Below are 18,679 nucleotides of genomic sequence, written 5' to 3'. Positions count from 1 at the left end.
GCATTCCACGTGTGCCATGGATGGACATGTAATCGGGATCGCAGCCGTGATCCGAAGCTGACCGTTGCTACCCGCTTGAGTGCGATAAAGGGTCCAGCCTTTGCAGGCTGAACCCTTGTTTCTAGAAGATTTTCTTAAAAGCGTCAGGCCGCGTTGGCGGCGCTCAGCACGGCGCGGACGCTGGCGGTGGCGACGTCCTCGTCGATGCCCACGCCCCATACTGTGCGGCCGTCCGGCAACACGCATTCGACGTAAGCTGCAGCCCGCGCATCGGTGCTCTTGCCCATCGAGTGCTCGGCATAGTCACGCACATCGAGGCGCACGCCGAAGCTCTCGGCAATCGTCGCCGTGACGGACGAGATCAGGCCGTTGCCCTTGCCCGAAACCGACTGCTCCTTGCCGTCGACACCGATCTTGCCGGCGAAGACACGGGCGCCGTCGGCAGCGCGGCCTTCATCCCAGTCGTTCAGCTGGAAGCGCTGTCCGTCCTCGAGGCGGTAGGCCTTCTGGAACACGTTCCAGATATCGGCGGCCTGCAGTTCGCGGCCCAGTTCGTCGGCCAGTTCCTGCACATGCTTGGAGAAGTGGGCCTGCATCCGCTTGGGCAGCTTCAGGCCCTGGTCCTGCTCGATCACCCAGGCGAAACCGCCCTTGCCCGACTGCGAGTTGACGCGGATCACCGCCTCGTAGTCACGGCCCAGGTCTGCCGGGTCGATGGGCAGGTAAGGCACGGCCCACATTTCGTCGTTGCGCGTTTCCTGCGCGGCGAAGCCCTTCTTGATCGCGTCCTGATGCGAGCCGGAAAACGCGGTGAAGACCAGTTCGCCGCCATAGGGATGACGCTCTGCGACCTTGAGCTGGTTGCAGTATTCTACAGTCTGGATGACTTCGTCGATATTCGAGAAGTCCAGCTCGGGATCGACGCCCTGAGTGTACATGTTCAGCGCCACGGTGACGAGGCAGCAGTTGCCCGTCCGCTCGCCGTTGCCGAACAGGCAGCCTTCGACGCGGTCGGCGCCGGCCATCAGGCCCAGCTCCGCTGCCGCCACGCCGGTGCCCCGGTCGTTGTGGGTGTGCAGCGAAATCACCGCGCTCTCGCGGTTGGGCAGGTTGCGGCAGAAATATTCGATCTGGTCGGCGTAGATGTTGGGCGTCGCCGCTTCGACCGTCGCCGGCAGGTTGAGGATGATCGGGTTCTCCGGCGTGGGCTGGAGAATGTTCATCACCGCCTCGCAGCACTCGATCGAGAAATCGAGTTCGGCGGTCGAGAAAGTCTCAGGGCTATACTCGAAGTGCCACCTGGTCTGCGGGTACTTGGCCGCCTGATCGCGCAAGGCCTTGGCGCCGTTTTCCGCGATCGCGCGGATTTCGTGCTTTTCCATGCCGAATACGACGGTGCGCCACAGCGGCGAAACTGCGTTGTAGAGATGGACGATCGCGGCGTGGACACCGGCCAGGCTCTCGAACGTGCGCTCGATCAGATCGGCGCGCGACTGGGTCAGCACCTGGACCAGCACGTCCTCGGGGATGCGGTTATTGTCGACGAGGCCGCGGATGAAATCGAATTCGGTCGCGCCGGCGCTGGGGAAACCGACTTCGATTTCCTTGAGGCCGACATTGACCAGCAGGTCGAAGAAGCGGGTCTTCTTCTCTGCGCCCATCGGATCGATCAGGGCCTGGTTGCCGTCGCGCAGATCGGTCGAGAGCCAGCGCGGGGCTTTCGTGATGACCTGCGAAGGCCACTGGCGGTTTTCCAGCTGGATCTGCGGGAAAGGGCGGTACTTGACCGAAGGGTCTTTCAGCATAGTCATGAATTTAACTCGCTCGGATAATTCGTCTGCAATTCCTGGTGAGGTCGTCAGGTCCCTTGAGCGCCGAGCGCGTCGCAGGTCGACGCGTCACCTCACGCCCAAGGGCGGATAAGTCGCAGGGTAAGGCCGAGACGGAGAGTCATGCCGCAGCCTATGGGCACATGCTGCGGCGATGTAAAGGGGGTTTAGGGCCAGACGCGCTCAGGTGCAGCTCAGGCCAGTGATGATGCCTTTTGCGTCGACGGCGATATTCAGGCGATCCGGGCGGTAATCCATCGTCATTGCCGAATCCGGCTTCAGAACGCGGATCGGCTTGTCGCCGCGCCATGCGGTGATCGACGCAATGACGTCGTCGCTGGCCTTTCGCCCTACGTAACCGGCAAGCTGGTCCGCGCCGCAACCTGGCTCCATTTCGGTGGCGGGGGGCGCAGATGCCTCAGGCGGAGGGGTTTGCGCGGAACAGGCGCCAAGCGCGGCGGCGACGACGGCGGGCAGGGCGAAAATCTTGGTTCGGGACATGGCACTCTCCTAGCTGCTGCACTTAGCCTAGGGAAGCTGAACCCAGGCTGGGCGCGCTATTGCCCGCAGCCGCTGAATACCGTGTGCATCTGCCTGCCGTTGTGATCGTAGAGGGGAAAGCGCCAGGATTGGCGGCAATGCTTCAGGTACTCTTCGACCATGGCGACGTTGGCCTCGTTCAGGGGCCGCGAAACGAGCGGGATCTGCGCCACCACCGTCTCCGGCCGCGCGGCGAGAATGCGGTGCATCTGCTTCCCCTCGTCAAGCCCGGTCCATTCGCGGCCTTCGAATAGGTGCGGCGAAAAGGCGAGCGGGCTGAGCGGATCGGCGCCGATCTTGGAGTAGAGATAGTTCGATCCCCCCCATACCAGAAGGCGCTTGTGGGGCGTGACTGCGCTCAGGTAGTCGACCAGCGCATTTGCGGCGGGGCGGGCGTGCCAGCGGTCCTCGATGCGGAACGTGCCGGCCAGCACCAGGCTCAACCCGACGATGGCCATCAGCCCCGGCCAGACGGGTCTGCGATGCGCGAAATAGCCCGCGCAAAGGATCGCCAGCGGCGCCAGCGCGGACTGTGCATAATGAACGTAGAGGTTTGGGAACGTGAAGATCAGCGCCAGCGCCACTAGTCCCCAGAGCGCGATCAGGCGCACGATCGCCCGTCGTTCCGGCGCCGCGCCGCGCAGGGCGTGCATGCCTATACCGGCGAAGAAGAGCGGAATGCCGAGCATCCCGGCCATGACGAACATCGACTTCACGCGGATTATCTGGTCGGCATAACCGCGCTGGAAATTGGATGTGACCATCGCGTTCCACAGATCGGGGAAGTGGCCGTTGGCCCAGTAGAACAGGCCGGTAGCCAGCATCGGCAAGGCGCCGGCCAGTGCCAGAATGCCCGCCTTCCATGCGATGGATAGCGGCGTGCATCCGGCGCGGGCGAGCAGCACGATCACAGTCAGGCCGAACAGCGTGCCCTCGAAGACCACCGCCTGCTTGATGGCGATGGCGAGCCCCGCGCAGAAGAAGCCCAGGACCAGCCCGGCATCGATCCTGCCGCGCGCCAGAAGGGCAAATCGCGAAACCAGCAGCCACACAGCAGCAATGAGGAGGCTGTTGAAAAAGACGCCTGCTTCCAGATTGTCGCCCTCGAAACGGCTGAGCAGCGCGAGGTAGGCGATGCCCGAAAGCATGGCGCTGCCCGGCGGCGCGATCAGGTGAGCGAGGCGGTTGACGCCGTAAGCCCCCAGCGCGGCAGACAGCGTGGCCACCAGTTGATAGGCGAGCATGGTCGGTGAGACCAAGGCGATCACCGTAAAGATCAGGTAGAGCAGCGGCCCCTTGCGGTCCCAGATATCAACGTAAAGCAGGTCGCCGTGAAGCATCCGCTCGCCGACGAGCGCGTAGAACTGATCGTCCACGCCGAAATTCCACTCGCCGTAAGCCGGGCAGCGGATCAGGACGGCGAAGGTGAGCAGGCAGGCGAACTGCACGAGACGGCTGGCATCGAGCTTACGCAAGAATCGGGCCCAGGCATTCGGCCAGAATGCCGGACCGGTTTCCCGCGTCATCGTCGCTGTCGTCATCTTGGCCCTCGCGTTTCCGCGTCGGGTCTTAGCCAAGGTACGGTTAATAAACCGGAAAGCAAAAAGGGCGCCACCGGTTTTCCGGAGACGCCCTTTTTTAATATCGAGAGGTCGATTTAACCGTCGACGTGCTCTGCAAGCACGGTCAGGCCTGCATCGCCCACTTCGGCGAAACCGCCGGTGATGCGGATCTCTTCAGGCGCGCCGTTCTCGGTCTTGTAGATCTTGAGAGCGCCGTCCTTGATCGTCGACATGAAGGGCGCATGGCCCGCGAGCACGCCGAACTCGCCTTCCGTACCGGGGACGACCACCATGTGGACCTCCTCGGAACGAACCAGCTTCGCAGGCGTGACGAGTTCGAAGTGCAGGGGCATCAGATCAGGCGTCCTCAGCCAGCTTCTTGGCCTTGGCAACGGCTTCGTCGATGCCGCCAACCATGTAGAAGGCTGCTTCCGGGAGGTGGTCGTACTCACCGTCGACGACGGCCTTGAACGACTTCACGGTGTCTTCCAGCTGCACGAACTTGCCCGAGATGCCGGTGAAGACTTCCGCGACATGGAACGGCTGCGAAAGGAACTTCTGGATCTTGCGGGCGCGGGCGACGGTGAGCTTATCTTCTTCAGAAAGCTCGTCCATGCCCAGGATCGCGATGATGTCCTGAAGCGACTTGTACTTCTGCAGGGTTTCCTGGACGCGGCGGGCGGTCTGGTAGTGCACGTCGCCGACGACGCGCGGTTCCAGAACGCGCGAGGTCGAGTCGAGCGGGTCGACTGCCGGGTAGATGCCCAGCTCCGAGATTGCGCGGTTCAGCGTGGTCGTTGCGTCAAGGTGAGCGAACGAAGCGGCAGGCGCAGGGTCGGTAAGATCGTCCGCGGGAACGTAGATCGCCTGAACCGAGGTGATCGAACCCTTGGTGGTCGAGGTGATGCGCTCCTGCAGCTGGCCCATGTCGGTCGACAGGGTCGGCTGATAGCCCACTGCCGAAGGAATACGGCCCAGCAGAGCCGACACTTCGGCACCGGCCTGGGTGAAGCGGAAGATGTTGTCGACGAAGAACAGGACGTCCTGGCCTTCCTGGTCGCGGAAGTACTCGGCCATGGTCAGACCCGACAGAGCAACGCGTGCGCGGGCGCCCGGGGGCTCGTTCATCTGGCCGAATACCAGCGCAACCTTGGAACCTTCCGAGGTGGCGTTGCCTTCGGCGTCCTTGGCGATAACGCCAGCGTCGAGGAACTCGTGGTAAAGGTCGTTGCCCTCGCGGGTACGCTCACCCACGCCTGCGAAGACCGAAACGCCGCCGTGGCCCTTGGCGATGTTGTTGATCAGTTCCTGAATGAGAACCGTCTTGCCCACGCCAGCGCCGCCGAACAGGCCGATCTTGCCGCCCTTGGCGTAAGGGGCGAGAAGGTCGATGACCTTGATGCCGGTGACCAGGATCGCCGCTTCGGTCGACTGCTCGATGAAAGGAGGAGCCTCGGCGTGGATCGGGGCGAACATGTCCGAACCGATCGGGCCACGCTCGTCGATGGGATCGCCCACGACGTTCATGATGCGGCCAAGCGTCTTGGGGCCGACCGGCACCGAGATCTGCTTGCCGGTGCTGCGCACGGCGTGGCCGCGCGTCAGGCCGTCGGTGCCGTCCATGGCGATGGTGCGGACGGTGTTCTCGCCCAGGTGCTGGGCGACTTCGAGGACCAGCTTCTGGCCGTTGTTCTCGGTCTCGAGAGCCGAGAGAATGGCGGGCAGTTCGCCTTCGAAGGTCACGTCGACGACAGCGCCGATGACCTGGCTGATCTTGCCGGTAGTGGTGAGGTTGAGCACGGGTGCGGTGGCCATTTTGATGTCCTTGCCTGCGGTTTCTTAGAGCGCTTCCGCGCCCGCGATGATTTCGACGAGTTCTGTGGTGATCGCAGCCTGGCGGGTGCGGTTGTATACGATGGTCAGCTTCTTGATAAGGTCACCCGCGTTGCGAGTGGCGTTGTCCATGGCCGTCATCGATGCACCCTGTTCGGATGCCGCGTTCTCCAGCAGCGCGCCGAAGAGCTGGGTCTTCAGGTAGCGCGGCAGCAGCGCGGCGAGGATTTCCTCCTCGTCGGGCTCGTATTCGGTGACGGCATCAGACGTCAGAGAGCCGGAGTCCATTGACGCCTTGGGAGCGGGCACCGGGATGATCTGCTGATCCGTGGGTTCCTGCACGAGGGCCGAGCGGAACTTCGCGTAGAACAGGTGCGCTACGTCGAACTTGCCGGCTTCGTACATCGCGACCAGTTCGTCGGCGACGCGCTCGGCTTCGTTGAAGCCGGGGTAGCGCACGTCCGAGGTGTCGAACATGTGGGCGATCTGGTCGGGGTATTCGCGCCGGATCACCGGGCGACCCTTGCGGCCGACGAGGTAGAACAGGACGGTCTTGCCCTGTGCTTCCAGTTCCTGCGCCTTGACGCGGGCTGCCTTGACGATGTTGGCATTGAACGCGCCGCACAGGCCCTTGTCGGAGTTGGCGACGACGAGCAGGTGCACCTTGTCGCTGCCGGTTCCGGCGAGCAACTTGGGGCTGTTCTCGGAGACCGTGATCTTCGAGGCGAGCGAGGCCATCACCTGCGCCAGACGCGTCGCATAAGGGCGCGCGTCCTCGGCGGCAGCCTGTGCCTTGCGCAGCTTGGCCGCGGCGACCATCTGCTTGGCCTTGGTGATCTTCTGGGTCGACTTGACCGAGTTGATGCGGCCCTTGAGTTCCTTGAGCGAAGCCACTCGTTGTTCCCCGATTACCGCCCCGGCCGTCCTGTCGAACAGGCCGGGGTATGGTTATTTACTTACGCGAACTGCTTGGCGAAGGCGTCAAGCGCGGCCTTGGCCTTGCTCTTTGCTTCGTCACCGAAGTCCTTGGTGGTGCGGATCAGCGCCAGGACGTCAGCATGCTCGCTGTGCATGTAGGTGAGCATCTCGGCTTCGTAGGTCGTGACCTTGTCCACCGGAAGCGCGTCGAGGTAGCCGTTGGTGCCGGCGAAGATCGATAGCGTCTGCTCTTCGAAGGCGAGCGGCGAGAACTGCTTCTGCTTGAGAAGCTCGGTCAGGCGCGCGCCGCGGTTGAGCAGCTTCTGGGTCGAGGCGTCGAGGTCCGAACCGAATTGCGCGAAGGCAGCCATTTCGCGGTACTGGGCCAGCTCCAGCTTGATCGAGCCGGCGACCTTCTTCATCGCCTTGGTCTGGGCTGCACCGCCGACGCGCGACACCGACAGACCGACGTTGATGGCCGGACGGATGCCCTGGTAGAACAGGCCGGTTTCAAGGAAGATCTGGCCGTCGGTGATCGAGATCACGTTGGTCGGGATGTAGGCCGAAACGTCGCCCGCCTGGGTTTCGATGATCGGCAGGGCGGTCAGCGAACCGGCGCCCTGTTCGTCGTTCATCTTCGCAGCGCGCTCGAGCAGGCGGCTGTGGAGATAGAACACGTCACCGGGGTAGGCTTCGCGGCCCGGAGGACGACGCAGCAGCAGCGACATCTGGCGGTAGGCGACGGCCTGCTTGGAAAGGTCGTCGTACACGATGACTGCGTGCATGGCGTTGTCGCGGAAGAACTCGCCCATCGCGGCGCCGGTGTAGGGAGCGAGGTACTGCAGCGGAGCGGGCTCCGAAGCGGTTGCGGCGATGACGATGGAGTATTCCATCGCGCCGTTCTCTTCCAGCTGACGAACGATCTGCGCAACGGTCGAGCGCTTCTGGCCGACGGCAACGTAGATGCAGTAGAGCTTCTTGCTCTCGTCCGTGCCGGCGTTCGCTTCCTTCTGGTTGATGAAGGTGTCGATGGCGACGGCGGTCTTGCCGGTCTGGCGGTCACCGATGATGAGTTCGCGCTGGCCGCGGCCGACGGGAACGAGCGCGTCGATGGCCTTGAGGCCGGTCTGCACGGGCTCATGCACCGACTTGCGCGGGATGATGCCGGGAGCCTTGGCTTCGACGCGGGCACGCTTTTCAGCAACGATCGGGCCCTTGCCGTCGATCGGGTTGCCCAGCGCGTCGACGACGCGGCCCAGCAGGCCCTTGCCGACGGGAACGTCGACGATGGTGCCGGTGCGCTTGACGACGTCACCTTCCTTGATCTCGGCGTCCGAGCCGAAGATCACGACGCCGACGTTGTCGGCCTCGAGGTTGAGGGCCATGCCCTGAACGCCGTTCGAGAATTCGACCATTTCGCCGGCCTGGACGTTGTCGAGGCCGTGAATGCGGGCGATGCCATCGCCGACCGACAGAACCGAACCAACTTCCGAAACCTGAGCCTCGGTGCCGAAGCTGGCGATCTGGTCCTTGATGACCTTCGAGATTTCTGCTGCGCGGATATCCATTGTTCTGCCTTTCTTAGCCCTTCATGGCCTGGGCGAGCGAATTGAGACGGGTGCGGATCGAGCTGTCGATGCGCTTGGACCCGATGGTGACGACGAGGCCACCGAGGAGTTCCGGATCGACGCTGGTCCTGATCTTGACGGAGCGGCCTTCGCGCACTTCCAGCTTCTTGCGCAGCTGTTCGACCTGTTCGTCGGAGAGCGCATGGGCGGAAGTGACTTCAGCGGTCGCCTCACCGCGCTGTGCAGCGGCGATCGCAGCGAAGGCGCGGATAATTTCGGGCAGGGCCGAGAGGCGGCGGTTGTTGGCCAGCACGCCCACGAAGTTTTTCGTCAGCGGCGACAGGCCGAGCACGCCGGCCACGCTGTCCATCGCAGCAGCGGCTGCGGTACGGCTGATCTGCGGATTGCGAATCAGGCCCGCGAAGTCCGAGCTTTCCTTGATCGCCTGGCCGATCGCCTCGAGGTCGTTCTCAACCGCCGAGATGGTGCCGTTTTCGCTAGCAAGATCAAACAGCGCCGAAGCGTAGCGACCTTGCAAGCTGGCTTTGATGCCCCCGGAATTCTCCACGCGCGTCCTATCCTTACATCGAGTGGGCGGGCCACTTGGGGGCGCATAGCAACAGCGTGCTCCCCCAGCCCGCAGACGGGGCGCGCATAGCGACGATACTGTCATGATGCAAGGTGCCCCTTGGTCGCTGGGGACAAACGACAGGTCTCCGGTTTAAAAGCAACAGGCGGGAAGCCTCTGGAATCCGGGCGGTGCAATGAGCGTCGTGAATTCGTAGAGGAGATTTTCCAATGGCCTATCGAATCGCCGGCCTGCCGCGCGGCGCCTTCGCGCAGTATTACGGCAAGACCGCAGAAGAACTTGGGCGCATGGGTGCGAAACGGGTTTTTGCCGACGCGGATCGCGGCTTTCCCTGCCGCGTCAGTCTGGACGATGCAAAGGAGGGGGAGGGCCTGATCCTGCTGAACTTCATCAGTCACGACGTCACCAATCCGTGCCGCAGCGCCTATGCGATATATATCCGGGAGAACGCGGAGCAGGCGCCGGCTTTCGTCGATTGCCTGCCGCCGGTCTTCGCGGAAAGGCCATTGTCGCTGCGCGGGTTCGATGCGGAGGGCATGCTGCATGCGGCGAGTCTTGCCGAACCGGAGCAGGCGGACGATGCCATCCGTGCCTTGCTGGCGATACCCGAGGTCGCTTGCATCCATGCCCACAATGCGGCCTATGGATGCTTCGCGGCGCGCATCGAGCGCCATGGAGACGGACTGTGAAGCCCGAACGTATCGAGGTTGGCGAAAGCGTAAGCGACGAGCGGGCGTGGCAGGCCGTGCTCGCCCGCGACCGCGCTTTCGACGGCCGCTTCGTCACCGGCGTGCTGTCGACAGGTATATATTGCCGCCCGTCCTGTTCGGCCCGGCATCCCCGGCGGGAGAACGTGCGCTTCTTTCATGACCCGGAGCAGGCGGAAGGGGCAGGTTTGCGTGCCTGTCTGCGCTGCCGGCCCGGCGATCTTGCGCGGGACGAGGAAGCGGTGGCGCGGGCGCTTGGCGCTCTGGCCGATGTCGGACAGGCGCCGTCGCTGGCGCAGTTGGCGGACGAGGTAGGCTATAGTCCCACCCATTTTCAGCGCGTGTTCAAACGCGCCGTTGGGCTTTCTCCGGCCGAATACCTGCGCGCGCGCCGGGCCGAGCGGGCAGGGGAGGCGCTTAGTGAAGGCATTAGCGTTACCGAGGCAATCTATGAAGCAGGCTACGGCGCGCCTTCGCGTTTCTACGAGGCGAGCCGGGTGAGGATGGGCATGACGCCGTCCGCATGGCGTGACGGCGGCAGCGGTGCAGTGATCCGCTGGTCGGTGGTGCCCACAAGCCTTGGCGAAATGCTGGTCGCTGCTACCGACAAAGGCGTATGCCGTCTGTCCTTCGCGGAAGGGCGCGAGGATCTGGCCGCGCGCTTCCCCAAGGCAGAATTGATCGAGGGAGGCGATGGTTTCGCGGCCCTGCTGGCGGATGTTGTCGGCGCGGTGGAGAAGCCGGGCGATTCCCGGATCATCCCGCTCGATGTGCAGGGCACGGCTTTTCAGGAAGCGGTGTGGCGCGAATTGCAGCACATCCCCCTGGGCGAAACGCGCACTTACGCCCAGATCGCTGCCGCCATCGGCAAGCCCGGCGCGGTGCGCGCGGCAGGTTCGGCCAACGGGGCGAACAACGTGGCGGTGCTGATCCCCTGCCACCGGGTCGTCCGTTCCGACGGCACAGTCGGCGGTTATGCATACGGCGAGGCGATCAAACGCGAATTGCTGCGGCGCGAACAGGCAGGGGAATGACGACAACCGAGGCCAGCCTACTGGACGCCGCGGATAAAGCGCCGCCGGGACGCCTGCGCCGGTTCATGGCGCATCCCTTGGCGCTGTTGCCGCTTGGCGTCTTCATCGTGGCCGTGGGGGCAACTCTGCCTGCCATTGTACTCAAGCTTCTTTTGCCGGGCGGTGCATCCATATTTGCGGCACTGAGCGGCCTTGTGACCGGCGCTTGCAGCCTTCTCGCCTACTTTGCTTTTCGCCGCTGGGTGGAGCGGGTGCCGCGCGAGCCTGCACGGCCTGGGCGCGCGGTGCGCGAAATGGCTGTCGGAGCTTTGGGAGGGGCAGCCCTGTTCGCCCTGATAACCGGCATAGTGGCCCTGCTCGGCGGGTTTTCGGTGACGGGGCTGCGCGGTATCGGTGATCTGTGGGCCTGGCTCGGGATCGCGTTCTTTAGCGGGATGGTCGAGGAAGCGTTGTTTCGCGGTGTCATTCAGCGCCAGATCGAAGCGATGTTCGGGACATGGGCGGCCCTTGCGGCGACTTCGGCGTTCTTCGGTCTGGCGCATCTGACGAATCCGGGCGCGAGCCTGTTCGCCGCGTTCGCCATCGCCTGCGAGGCGGGCATCCTGCTGGGCTCAGCCTATCTGGTGACGCGCAGGTTATGGGCGCCGATCGGCCTCCATATGGCCTGGAATTTCACCCAGGGATGGGTTTTTTCGATCCCCGTATCTGGCGGAAAGCCTCCCGTCGGCCTGCTGGAAACTCGGCTTACCGGGCCGGAATGGCTCACCGGCGGCGCCTTCGGGCTGGAGGCTTCGGCCGTGGCGCTGGTCGTGGCGAGCAGCGCGGGCGTCGTTCTGTTGATCCACGCCTATCGCCAGGGCCGGTTTCTGCCGTCGCGCTGGAAGAGAACCCCGGCCTAGACGAACGAATAAGGGTCGATGTCGATATTCACCCGCACCCCGCGCGGGAATTCGAGCGGCTCGAGCCATTCGCGCAATGTCTTCTGCAATTCTGCCGAGCGCCGCGCGTTGATGAGCAGGCGGAAGCGGTGGCGTCCGCGCAGCAGCGACAGGGGGGCGGGCGCCGGGCCCAGCACCAGCATGTCCGGCAGGTTGGGCGCAGTGCCTCCGATGGCTCGGGCTGCGGAGAGCGCTTCGGACTGATCCTCACTGCTGACGATGATCGCCGCCCAGCGCCCGAACGGCGGCGCGCCTGCATCGCGGCGGGCCTCGGTCTCGGCGGCGTAGAAGGCATCGCGGTCGCCATTGGCGAGGGCTTGTATCACCGAGGCTTCGGGGTGGCGGGTCTGGATCAGCACTTCGCCCGGTTTCGCCCCGCGCCCGGCACGCCCGGCAACCTGCGCGACCTGCTGATAGGTGCGCTCCGCCGCCCGCAAATCCCCGCCTTCGAGGCCGAGATCGGCGTCGACCACGCCCACCAGCGTCAGTTCGGGAAAGTGGTAGCCCTTGGTGACGAGCTGGGTGCCGATGATGATGTCGATCGCGCGCCCTTCCGCCATGGCAACGAAATCGCCGATCGCCTCGGGCGTGTTCATCGTGTCCGAGGTCACCAGCGCGGTGCGCGCCTCGGGCAGGATTTCCGCCACTTCGTCGGCGATGCGCTCCACGCCGGGACCACAGGCGACGAGGCAGTCACCGGTGCTGCATTCGGGGCAGGCCTCAGGCACGGGCACTTCATGGCCGCAGTGGTGGCAGGCCAGCCGCTTGGAAAAGCGATGCTCCACCAGCCAGGCCGTGCAGTTGGGGCACTGGAAGCGGAAGCCGCAGTGGCGGCACAGCGTCAGCGGAGCATAGCCGCGCCGGTTGAGGAACAGCAGCGACTGTTCGCCCTTGGCCAGCCGGTCCTTCATCGCCTCGACCAGCCGGGGCGCGAGCCAGCGGCCGCGTTCGGGCACTTCGGCGCGCAGGTCGAGAATCTGGATGTCCGGCAGCTGCGCGCCGCCGTAGCGCCCGGCAAGGTCGATCTTGCGGTACACCCCCGCCTCGGCCAGCTGCATCGATTCGAGCGCGGGGGTGGCGCTGGCGAGGACGACCGGAATCTTCTCGAACTTTGCGCGCATCACCGCTACATCGCGGGCGTTGTAGCGCACCCCGTCGTCCTGCTTGAACGAGATTTCGTGGGCCTCGTCGACCACGATCAGGCCCAGGTTCGCATAAGGCAGGAACAGCGCCGAGCGCGCACCTACAACGACCTGAGCGCTACCCTGGACGACCGCGCGCCACGCGCGTCGCCGTTCGCTGGACTTGAGCGAGGAGTGCCAGAGCACCGGCTGCACGCCGAATCGGTGTTCGAACCGGCGCAGGAAATTTTCGGTCAGCGCGATCTCGGGCAGCAGCACCAGCACTTGGCGGCCTTCGCGGATCGCCTCGGCCACACCTTCGAAATAGCATTCGGTCTTGCCCGATCCGGTGACTCCGTCGAGCAGGAAGGGGGCGAATTTACGCGCCGTGACGGCGCTGACGAAAATGTCGGCGGCCGCGCGCTGTTCATCGTTGAGCTGGGGCACCGCGAATTCCGGGCGGGCAGCGGGGTAAGGCCGGTCGAGGTCCACCACCACCGGCTCCAGCAGCCCCGCGCCGACCATCCCGCGCAGCACGCCTTCGGACACGCTGGCCAGTTCCGCCAGTTCGCGGATCGAGGCCTGCTCATGCTGCAGGGCGTCGAGCGCGGCGGCCCGCTGGGGCGTGAGGCGTGCCGGTTCGGTGCCCGTCAGCCGGTATTCGGTCGTGGTTCCGCCGCCGCGCAGCGCCGCCATGCTGCCGAGCGCCATGCGGGCGACCGAGGACAGCGGTGCGCAGTAATAGTCCGCCGTCCACTCAATCAACCGCCGCAGCCGGTCGGGGATGGGCGGGGCGGGCATGACCTCCAGCAAAGGTCGCAGTTTCGATTCAGGCACTTCCTTGCCGCTGAGGCGTTCAGGCTCCCAGACGATGCCCAGCACCTGCCGCGGTCCGAGCGGCGCGACGACGATCGATCCGAATTCTATCGTCATCCCTTCCGGTACGCGATAGTCGAGGACACCGAGAGCGGCGTTGAAGACAAGGAGTCGGACACGTTTCATCTGGTGCTCATATAGGCACTGGCGGATTGGCTCGTGAAGGAGTGGAAGATGCGCAATTGGGGATCGGGCGTGGATGGAATGCCGGAAGACGATTTTATCGAGATTCTGATGACCCCCGCCGGCATGGCGCAGGGCGTAAGCCGCCGGTCCGTGGTTGCGGGTATTCTGGCAACGGGTGCGCTGCTGGCGCTGCCGGGCTGCGCAACGATGGGCAGGCCCAGCACCACGGACGTTATCCAGCGTTTGCTCACGCTTTCCAGCCAGCGCGCCTTTGCGCGGCTGACCCAGCCCGACGGTTTCTGGGACAGCGCCGTGGCCCGAATCGACATGCCGGTGCTGTTCGGACGCTCAGGTTCGGTGGCCGCGAAAATTCTGAAATCGCCGCTGTTCCGTGAGAAGTTGCAGCATGAACTGAACAACATCGCCGAGGACGGCGCCCGCATCGCCGCGCCGCTGGTCAACGATGCGGTGCGCAGGCTGACCGTCAGCGATGCGCTGGCGCTGCTGCGCGGCGGCAGTACCGCGGCGACCACTTATCTGCGCCAGTCCATGGGCCCTTCGCTGGTCAATGCGATGATCCCCGAGCTGGGCCGGGTGATGAGCGTGGCGGACGATCCGATTCTTTCTCAGGCACTTACGGCGCTCACCGGGGTGAACATCACGGACGCCGCCCATGCTCTCGCGCTCGGGGCGGACAATGCCATCTGGTACGAGATCGGCGCGCAGGAAGGTGAAATCCGCGCCAACCCGGCTGCAACCAACGATCCGGTGCTGATCGCGGCGCTAAGGCTGCTGTAGGCGCCCCGGCGCGACGGCACTGGCCCCGGCGCCAGCCTTTCCCTATAGGGGCGGCCAGAATCGCTGCCCCTATAGGACAACGCACCATGAAGTTCTTCGTCGACACCGCCGATATCGCCGACATTAAGGAGCTTGCCGACACCGGCCTGCTCGACGGCGTGACCACCAACCCCTCGATCATCGCCAAGTCGGGCCGTGACTTCATGGAAGTGACGCGCGAAATCTGCGGCATCGTCGATGGCCCGGTCAGCGCCGAAGTCGTCGCGCTCGACCATGCCGGTATGATGCGCGAGGCCGAAGTGCTGCGCAAGATCGCCGACAACGTCTGCATCAAGGTGCCGCTCACCATCGACGGCCTCAAGACCTGCAAGGCGCTCACCGGCGAAGGCACCATGGTCAACGTGACGCTGTGCTTTTCGGCCAACCAGGCGCTGCTCGCCGCCAAGGCCGGCGCGACGTTCATCTCGCCCTTTATCGGCCGCCACGACGACAACGGCTTCGACGGCATCGATCTGATCAGCGACATCCGCCTGATCTACGACAACTACGCCTACGAGACGCAGATCCTGGCCGCCTCGATCCGCCACGGCGTTCACGTCCTGCAGTGCGCCAAGATCGGTGCCGACGTGATGACTGCGCCGCCGGCCGTCATCAAGGGTTTGTTCAAGCACATCCTGACCGACAAGGGCATCGAAGGCTTCATGGCCGACTGGGCCAAGACCGGCCAGTCGATCTGATCCTGATACGCCGGATATTCAACCTATCCGGCACCATAGCGCCCCGTCACCCCGAACTTGTTTCTGGGTGACGGGTGAGTGCCAGATTGTGCACGGTCCCCGGCGAATTACCGCGGCCCTGACACATCGCTCATTTGAGCCGCGCGCCGTCATGCGCTAGCTGGGGTGCATGTCCGACGAATCTCCCGCAGACCGCTTCAAGTCCGTCCTCACCGGCGCCTCCCGCGCCATTGCGCAGGATACGGAGGTAGAGGTCAACTGGACGGCCGACGCGCCCAGTTCCACCGGCACCACCTTTCGCGTGCCGATGCCGGGCCGCAGCCTGCCCCGCGCCGCCGCCATGCAGGCCCGCGGCTATGCTGACAGCTTCGCGCTGAAACTGCGTCACCACGACGACAAGCTGCACATGCGCAAGGCCCCGTCCGAGCCTTCGGCCCGCGCTGCCTACGACGCGGTCGAGGCCGTGCGCTACGAGGCGCTTGGCGCCAATGCCTACGCGGGCATGGCCGATAACCTCGACGCCGCGCTGATGGCGCGCATCGCATCGGACCCGATTTCCCGCGCCGATACGCCTGACGCGGTGCCGATCCCGGCCGCGCTGGCGCTGCTGCTCCGCGAAAAGCTGACCGGCCAACCGATCCCCGAGGTCGCCGTCCCCGGCGTGGACATGGTCCGTAAGTGGATAGAGCAGAAGGCCGGCAAGGACTTCGATGCGCTGGCCAATTCGCTGGAGGACCAGAAGGCGTTCCAGTCGCTCTCGCTCGACATGCTCCAGCACCTCGAACTGACCCGTTCCGAGGAAGTTCCGCAGGAACCCAACGATGCCGACGACATGGACGGCGACGAGGAGACCGAGGAACAGGAAGACGGCGGCGAGCAGGGTCAGGACCAGAACCCCGCCGAAATGGCCGCCGAACCCTCCTCCGGCGAGGATGAAGGCGAAAGCGAATCGGAAGGCGAGACGTCCGACGACATGGACGAAGGCGACGAGGGCCAGGAAGGCGACGAGGGGATGCTCCCCGTGCGTCCCAACCGTCCCTGGACCGACATCCCCGACAGCTTCGACTACAAGGTCTTCACCGAGGCATTCGACGAAGTCGTCGGCGCTTCCGACCTGTGCGACGAGGAAGAACTGACGCGCCTGCGCGCCTATCTCGATGCGCAGCTCAAGGGCCTGCAGGGCGTGGTGACGCGCCTTGCGAACCGCCTGCAGCGCCGCCTGATGGCGCAGCAGAACCGCTCGTGGGACTTCGATCAGGAGGAAGGCCTGATCGACGCGGCAAGGCTGGCCCGCGTGGTCGTCTCGCCGGGGCAGTCGCTGTCCTACAAGGTCGAGCGCGACGTCGAGTTCAAGGACACCGTCGTCACCCTGCTGCTCGACAATTCCGGCTCGATGCGCGGGCGTCCGATCTCGATTGCCGCGATCAGCGCCGATGTACTCGCGCGCACGCTGGAGCGCTGCGGCGTCAAGGTAGAGATCCTCGGCTTTACCACCCGCGCCTGGAAGGGCGGACAGGGCCGCGAAGCGTGGCTGGCCAGCGGCAAGCCCGCGCATCCGGGCCGCCTCAACGACCTTCGCCACATCATCTACAAGAAGGCCGACGAGCCGTGGCGCCGGGCCAAGAAGAACCTTGGCCTGATGATGCGCGAAGGCCTGCTGAAGGAAAACATCGACGGCGAAGCGCTGCTGTGGGCGCATAGCCGGATGCTTGCCCGGCATGAGGACCGCCGCATCCTGATGGTCATCTCCGACGGTGCGCCGGTGGACGATTCCACCCTCTCGGTGAACTCCGCCGGCTACCTTGAAGCGCACCTGCGCCGGGTGATCGAATGGATCGAATCGAAGTCGCCGGTGCAACTGGTGGCCATCGGCATCGGCCACGACGTGACCCGCTACTACCGCCGCGCCGTGACGATCATGGATGCCGAACAGCTCGGCGGTACGATGATCGAACAGCTGGCCGGACTGTTCGAGGAGGAGTGAGCGGCGGCGCGGCTTGACTGCGCCGCTTCGCCGCTTATGCGCCAACGCCTATGACCGACGCATCCAACCTGACGCTGTTCAACAGCCTGACCCGCCAGCTTGAGCCGTTCAAGCCCGTCCATCAGGGCGAGGCGCGCGTCTACACCTGCGGGCCAACGGTCTACAACTATCCCCACATCGGGAACATGCGCGCCTACGTCTTTGCCGACGTGCTGGGGCGGACGCTGAGCCACAAGGGCTACAAGCTAACCCACGTCATCAACATCACCGACGTCGGCCACCTGACCGACGACGCCGATGCCGGCGAGGACAAGATGGAGAAAATGGCGCGCGTGGCTGCGGAGTCGATCTGGGATATCGCCGCGCACTACACGCAGGCCTACTGGGCCGACATCGCCGCGCTCAATATCCGGCAGCCTGCGAAGTGGTCGATCGCCACCGATTACGTACCTCAAATGATCGAGTTCGCCGAGAAGATCGCGCCAAGCCACTGTTATGAAATAGAAAGTGGTCTTTACTTCGACGTCTCGACCGTCGCCGACTACGGCCGCCTTGCGCGCGCGGTGACGGACGAGGGCGAGGGTCGCATCGAGGCTGTCGACGGCAAGCGCAACGCAGCCGACTTCGCGATCTGGCGCAAGACCCCTGCGGGTGAGAAGCGCCAGATGGAGTGGGATTCGCCCTGGGGCCCCGGCGCTCCCGGTTGGCACCTCGAATGCTCGGTGATGAGCGGCGACCTGCTTGGCTTCCCATTCGATATCCACACCGGCGGCATCGATCACCGCGAAATCCACCACCCCAACGAGATCGCCCAGAACCAGGCGTTCTGCTGCACCAATGGCCTCGACGTTCCCGCAAATTCGGGAGCCAAGGTGTGGATGCACAACAATTTTCTTGTCGAACGCTCAGGTAAGATGAGCAAGTCGTCGGGCGAATTCCTGCGATTGCAGCTGTTGATCGACGAGGGTTATCACCCCCTCGGCTACCGCATGATGTGCCTTCAGGCGCATTACCGCAGCGAGCTGGAATTCAGCTGGGAAGGCCTTGCCGCCGCGCTCGTGCGGCTCAAGCGCATGATCATCGTGGCCGAGCGTCTTGCGGGCGTGGAAGCTGGCGATGCTGCTCATCCGAAGCTTGCGCCGATGCTCGAAACTTTCGAGAAGGCGATTGGCGAGGACCTGAACACTGCCATCGCGCTCACCGCGCTGGAGGAAGTGCTTGCCGCCAAGAAGGTCGATCCGTCGGCCAAGCGCGCCGCAGTCGAGGCGATGGACGCGGTGCTGGGCCTCGACCTGTTCGGCACTTCGCGCGCCGACCTGCGCCTGCGTCCCAACACGGCTGAGATCACCGAAGCAGAGATCGAGGACGTGCTGGCGCGCCGCAAGCAGGCCCGCGCCGAGAAAGATTTCGCGACCTCCGATGTTCTGCGCGACGAACTTGCTGCCAGGGGCGTCGATGCCATGGACGGCGATCCGCTCGGCTGGGAGTGGAAGCTGGGCTAAAGATCCCCGGCGCGGCG

At 64.6% G+C, this 18,679-nt stretch carries 16 protein-coding genes; 7 read left to right on the top strand and 9 right to left on the bottom strand.

The window, feature by feature from the left end; translation table 11 throughout:
* Nucleotides 1-143: 143 nt before the first annotated feature.
* The 8 genes from leuA to GVL61_RS01330 all read right to left on the bottom strand — a co-directional run bounded on the left by leuA (nt 144) and on the right by GVL61_RS01330 (nt 8,818).
* Nucleotides 144-1,811, bottom strand: a complete 1,668-nt coding sequence (gene leuA, locus GVL61_RS01365) for a 2-isopropylmalate synthase (RefSeq protein WP_159976069.1) — start codon at nt 1,809-1,811, stop codon at nt 144-146.
* A 201-nt stretch (nt 1,812-2,012) separates the two neighbouring features.
* The gene (locus tag GVL61_RS01360; RefSeq protein WP_159976066.1) at nt 2,013-2,330 is read right to left on the bottom strand and encodes an I78 family peptidase inhibitor; all 318 of its coding nucleotides are present in this window, start codon (nt 2,328-2,330) and stop codon (nt 2,013-2,015) included.
* 56 nt (nt 2,331-2,386) lie between these two features.
* Complete coding sequence (locus GVL61_RS01355) at nt 2,387-3,910, bottom strand: hypothetical protein (RefSeq protein ID WP_235037488.1); 1,524 nt, start codon at nt 3,908-3,910, stop codon at nt 2,387-2,389.
* Nucleotides 3,911-4,026: 116 nt separating this feature from the next.
* Entirely contained in the window at nt 4,027-4,284 is a 258-nt protein-coding gene (locus GVL61_RS01350; RefSeq protein WP_159976063.1) for an ATP synthase F1 subunit epsilon, read from the bottom strand.
* A gap of 4 nt (nt 4,285-4,288) precedes the next feature.
* Nucleotides 4,289-5,746 (bottom strand): F0F1 ATP synthase subunit beta, encoded by a 1,458-nt coding sequence (gene atpD, locus GVL61_RS01345; protein ID WP_159976060.1) that lies wholly within the window; start codon nt 5,744-5,746, stop codon nt 4,289-4,291.
* A 24-nt stretch (nt 5,747-5,770) separates the two neighbouring features.
* A complete protein-coding gene (locus GVL61_RS01340; RefSeq protein ID WP_159976057.1) occupies nt 5,771-6,658 on the bottom strand; it encodes a F0F1 ATP synthase subunit gamma in 888 nt (295 codons plus the stop codon).
* A 62-nt stretch (nt 6,659-6,720) separates the two neighbouring features.
* The gene (gene atpA, locus GVL61_RS01335) at nt 6,721-8,250 is read right to left on the bottom strand and encodes a F0F1 ATP synthase subunit alpha (protein ID WP_043975266.1); all 1,530 of its coding nucleotides are present in this window, start codon (nt 8,248-8,250) and stop codon (nt 6,721-6,723) included.
* 13 nt (nt 8,251-8,263) lie between these two features.
* The gene (locus GVL61_RS01330) at nt 8,264-8,818 is read right to left on the bottom strand and encodes a F0F1 ATP synthase subunit delta (protein ID WP_159976054.1); all 555 of its coding nucleotides are present in this window, start codon (nt 8,816-8,818) and stop codon (nt 8,264-8,266) included.
* Nucleotides 8,819-9,048: 230 nt separating this feature from the next.
* Between GVL61_RS01330 and GVL61_RS01325 the strand changes: the two genes are divergently transcribed.
* From GVL61_RS01325 to GVL61_RS01315, 3 genes are read left to right on the top strand one after another with little or no spacing between them, the layout of a single operon-like run.
* Nucleotides 9,049-9,528, top strand: coding sequence for a DUF1203 domain-containing protein (locus GVL61_RS01325; RefSeq protein WP_159976051.1), 480 nt, complete (start codon nt 9,049-9,051; stop codon nt 9,526-9,528).
* Complete coding sequence (locus GVL61_RS01320) at nt 9,525-10,580, top strand: bifunctional transcriptional activator/DNA repair enzyme AdaA (RefSeq protein ID WP_235037487.1); 1,056 nt, start codon at nt 9,525-9,527, stop codon at nt 10,578-10,580. The genes GVL61_RS01325 and GVL61_RS01320 overlap by 4 nt, the downstream gene beginning before the upstream one ends.
* Nucleotides 10,577-11,479: a CPBP family intramembrane glutamic endopeptidase gene (locus GVL61_RS01315; RefSeq protein WP_159976045.1), complete on the top strand. Its 903-nt coding sequence runs from the start codon at nt 10,577-10,579 to the stop codon at nt 11,477-11,479. Before GVL61_RS01320 ends, GVL61_RS01315 begins: the two co-directional genes overlap by 4 nt.
* On the opposite strand, the gene GVL61_RS01310 is transcribed toward GVL61_RS01315, so the two are convergent.
* Nucleotides 11,476-13,641: a primosomal protein N' gene (locus GVL61_RS01310; protein WP_159976042.1), complete on the bottom strand. Its 2,166-nt coding sequence runs from the start codon at nt 13,639-13,641 to the stop codon at nt 11,476-11,478. The genes GVL61_RS01315 and GVL61_RS01310 overlap by 4 nt on opposite strands.
* Nucleotides 13,642-13,689: 48 nt before the next feature.
* Between GVL61_RS01310 and GVL61_RS01305 the strand changes: the two genes are divergently transcribed.
* The 4 genes from GVL61_RS01305 (at nt 13,690) to cysS (ending at nt 18,662) form a co-directional block, all read left to right on the top strand.
* Nucleotides 13,690-14,439 (top strand): DUF4197 domain-containing protein, encoded by a 750-nt coding sequence (locus GVL61_RS01305; protein ID WP_235037486.1) that lies wholly within the window; start codon nt 13,690-13,692, stop codon nt 14,437-14,439.
* An 86-nt stretch (nt 14,440-14,525) separates the two neighbouring features.
* On the top strand, nt 14,526-15,176 hold the full coding sequence (gene fsa / locus GVL61_RS01300; RefSeq protein WP_043975260.1) for a fructose-6-phosphate aldolase: 651 nt from the start codon (nt 14,526-14,528) through the stop codon (nt 15,174-15,176).
* Nucleotides 15,177-15,345: 169 nt separating this feature from the next.
* Complete coding sequence (gene cobT / locus GVL61_RS01295) at nt 15,346-17,160, top strand: cobaltochelatase subunit CobT (RefSeq protein ID WP_159976040.1); 1,815 nt, start codon at nt 15,346-15,348, stop codon at nt 17,158-17,160.
* A 50-nt stretch (nt 17,161-17,210) separates the two neighbouring features.
* Nucleotides 17,211-18,662: a cysteine--tRNA ligase gene (gene cysS, locus GVL61_RS01290; protein WP_159976037.1), complete on the top strand. Its 1,452-nt coding sequence runs from the start codon at nt 17,211-17,213 to the stop codon at nt 18,660-18,662.
* Nucleotides 18,663-18,679: the final 17 nt, after the last annotated feature.

It is taken from the genome of Novosphingobium sp. 18050 (assembly GCF_902706195.1).
In the GTDB taxonomy this organism is placed as follows: Bacteria; Pseudomonadota; Alphaproteobacteria; order Sphingomonadales; family Sphingomonadaceae; genus Novosphingobium.
Note: the sequence above shows the minus strand (reverse complement) of the source record. Positions and strands in the feature narration are given on the sequence as shown.

Coding starts and splice junctions, on each gene's coding strand:
- GVL61_RS01350 (WP_159976063.1), bottom strand. CDS start 4,284: ATGCCCCTGCACTTCGAACTCGTCACGCCTGCGAAGCTGGTTCGTTCC.
- cobT (WP_159976040.1), top strand. CDS start 15,346: ATGTCCGACGAATCTCCCGCAGACCGCTTCAAGTCCGTCCTCACCGGC.
- cysS (WP_159976037.1), top strand. CDS start 17,211: ATGACCGACGCATCCAACCTGACGCTGTTCAACAGCCTGACCCGCCAG.
- fsa (WP_043975260.1), top strand. CDS start 14,526: ATGAAGTTCTTCGTCGACACCGCCGATATCGCCGACATTAAGGAGCTT.
- atpD (WP_159976060.1), bottom strand. CDS start 5,746: ATGGCCACCGCACCCGTGCTCAACCTCACCACTACCGGCAAGATCAGC.
- atpA (WP_043975266.1), bottom strand. CDS start 8,250: ATGGATATCCGCGCAGCAGAAATCTCGAAGGTCATCAAGGACCAGATC.
- GVL61_RS01360 (WP_159976066.1), bottom strand. CDS start 2,330: ATGTCCCGAACCAAGATTTTCGCCCTGCCCGCCGTCGTCGCCGCCGCG.
- GVL61_RS01355 (WP_235037488.1), bottom strand. CDS start 3,910: ATGACGACAGCGACGATGACGCGGGAAACCGGTCCGGCATTCTGGCCG.
- GVL61_RS01310 (WP_159976042.1), bottom strand. CDS start 13,641: ATGAAACGTGTCCGACTCCTTGTCTTCAACGCCGCTCTCGGTGTCCTC.
- GVL61_RS01305 (WP_235037486.1), top strand. CDS start 13,690: ATGCGCAATTGGGGATCGGGCGTGGATGGAATGCCGGAAGACGATTTT.
- leuA (WP_159976069.1), bottom strand. CDS start 1,811: ATGACTATGCTGAAAGACCCTTCGGTCAAGTACCGCCCTTTCCCGCAG.
- GVL61_RS01325 (WP_159976051.1), top strand. CDS start 9,049: ATGGCCTATCGAATCGCCGGCCTGCCGCGCGGCGCCTTCGCGCAGTAT.
- GVL61_RS01315 (WP_159976045.1), top strand. CDS start 10,577: ATGACGACAACCGAGGCCAGCCTACTGGACGCCGCGGATAAAGCGCCG.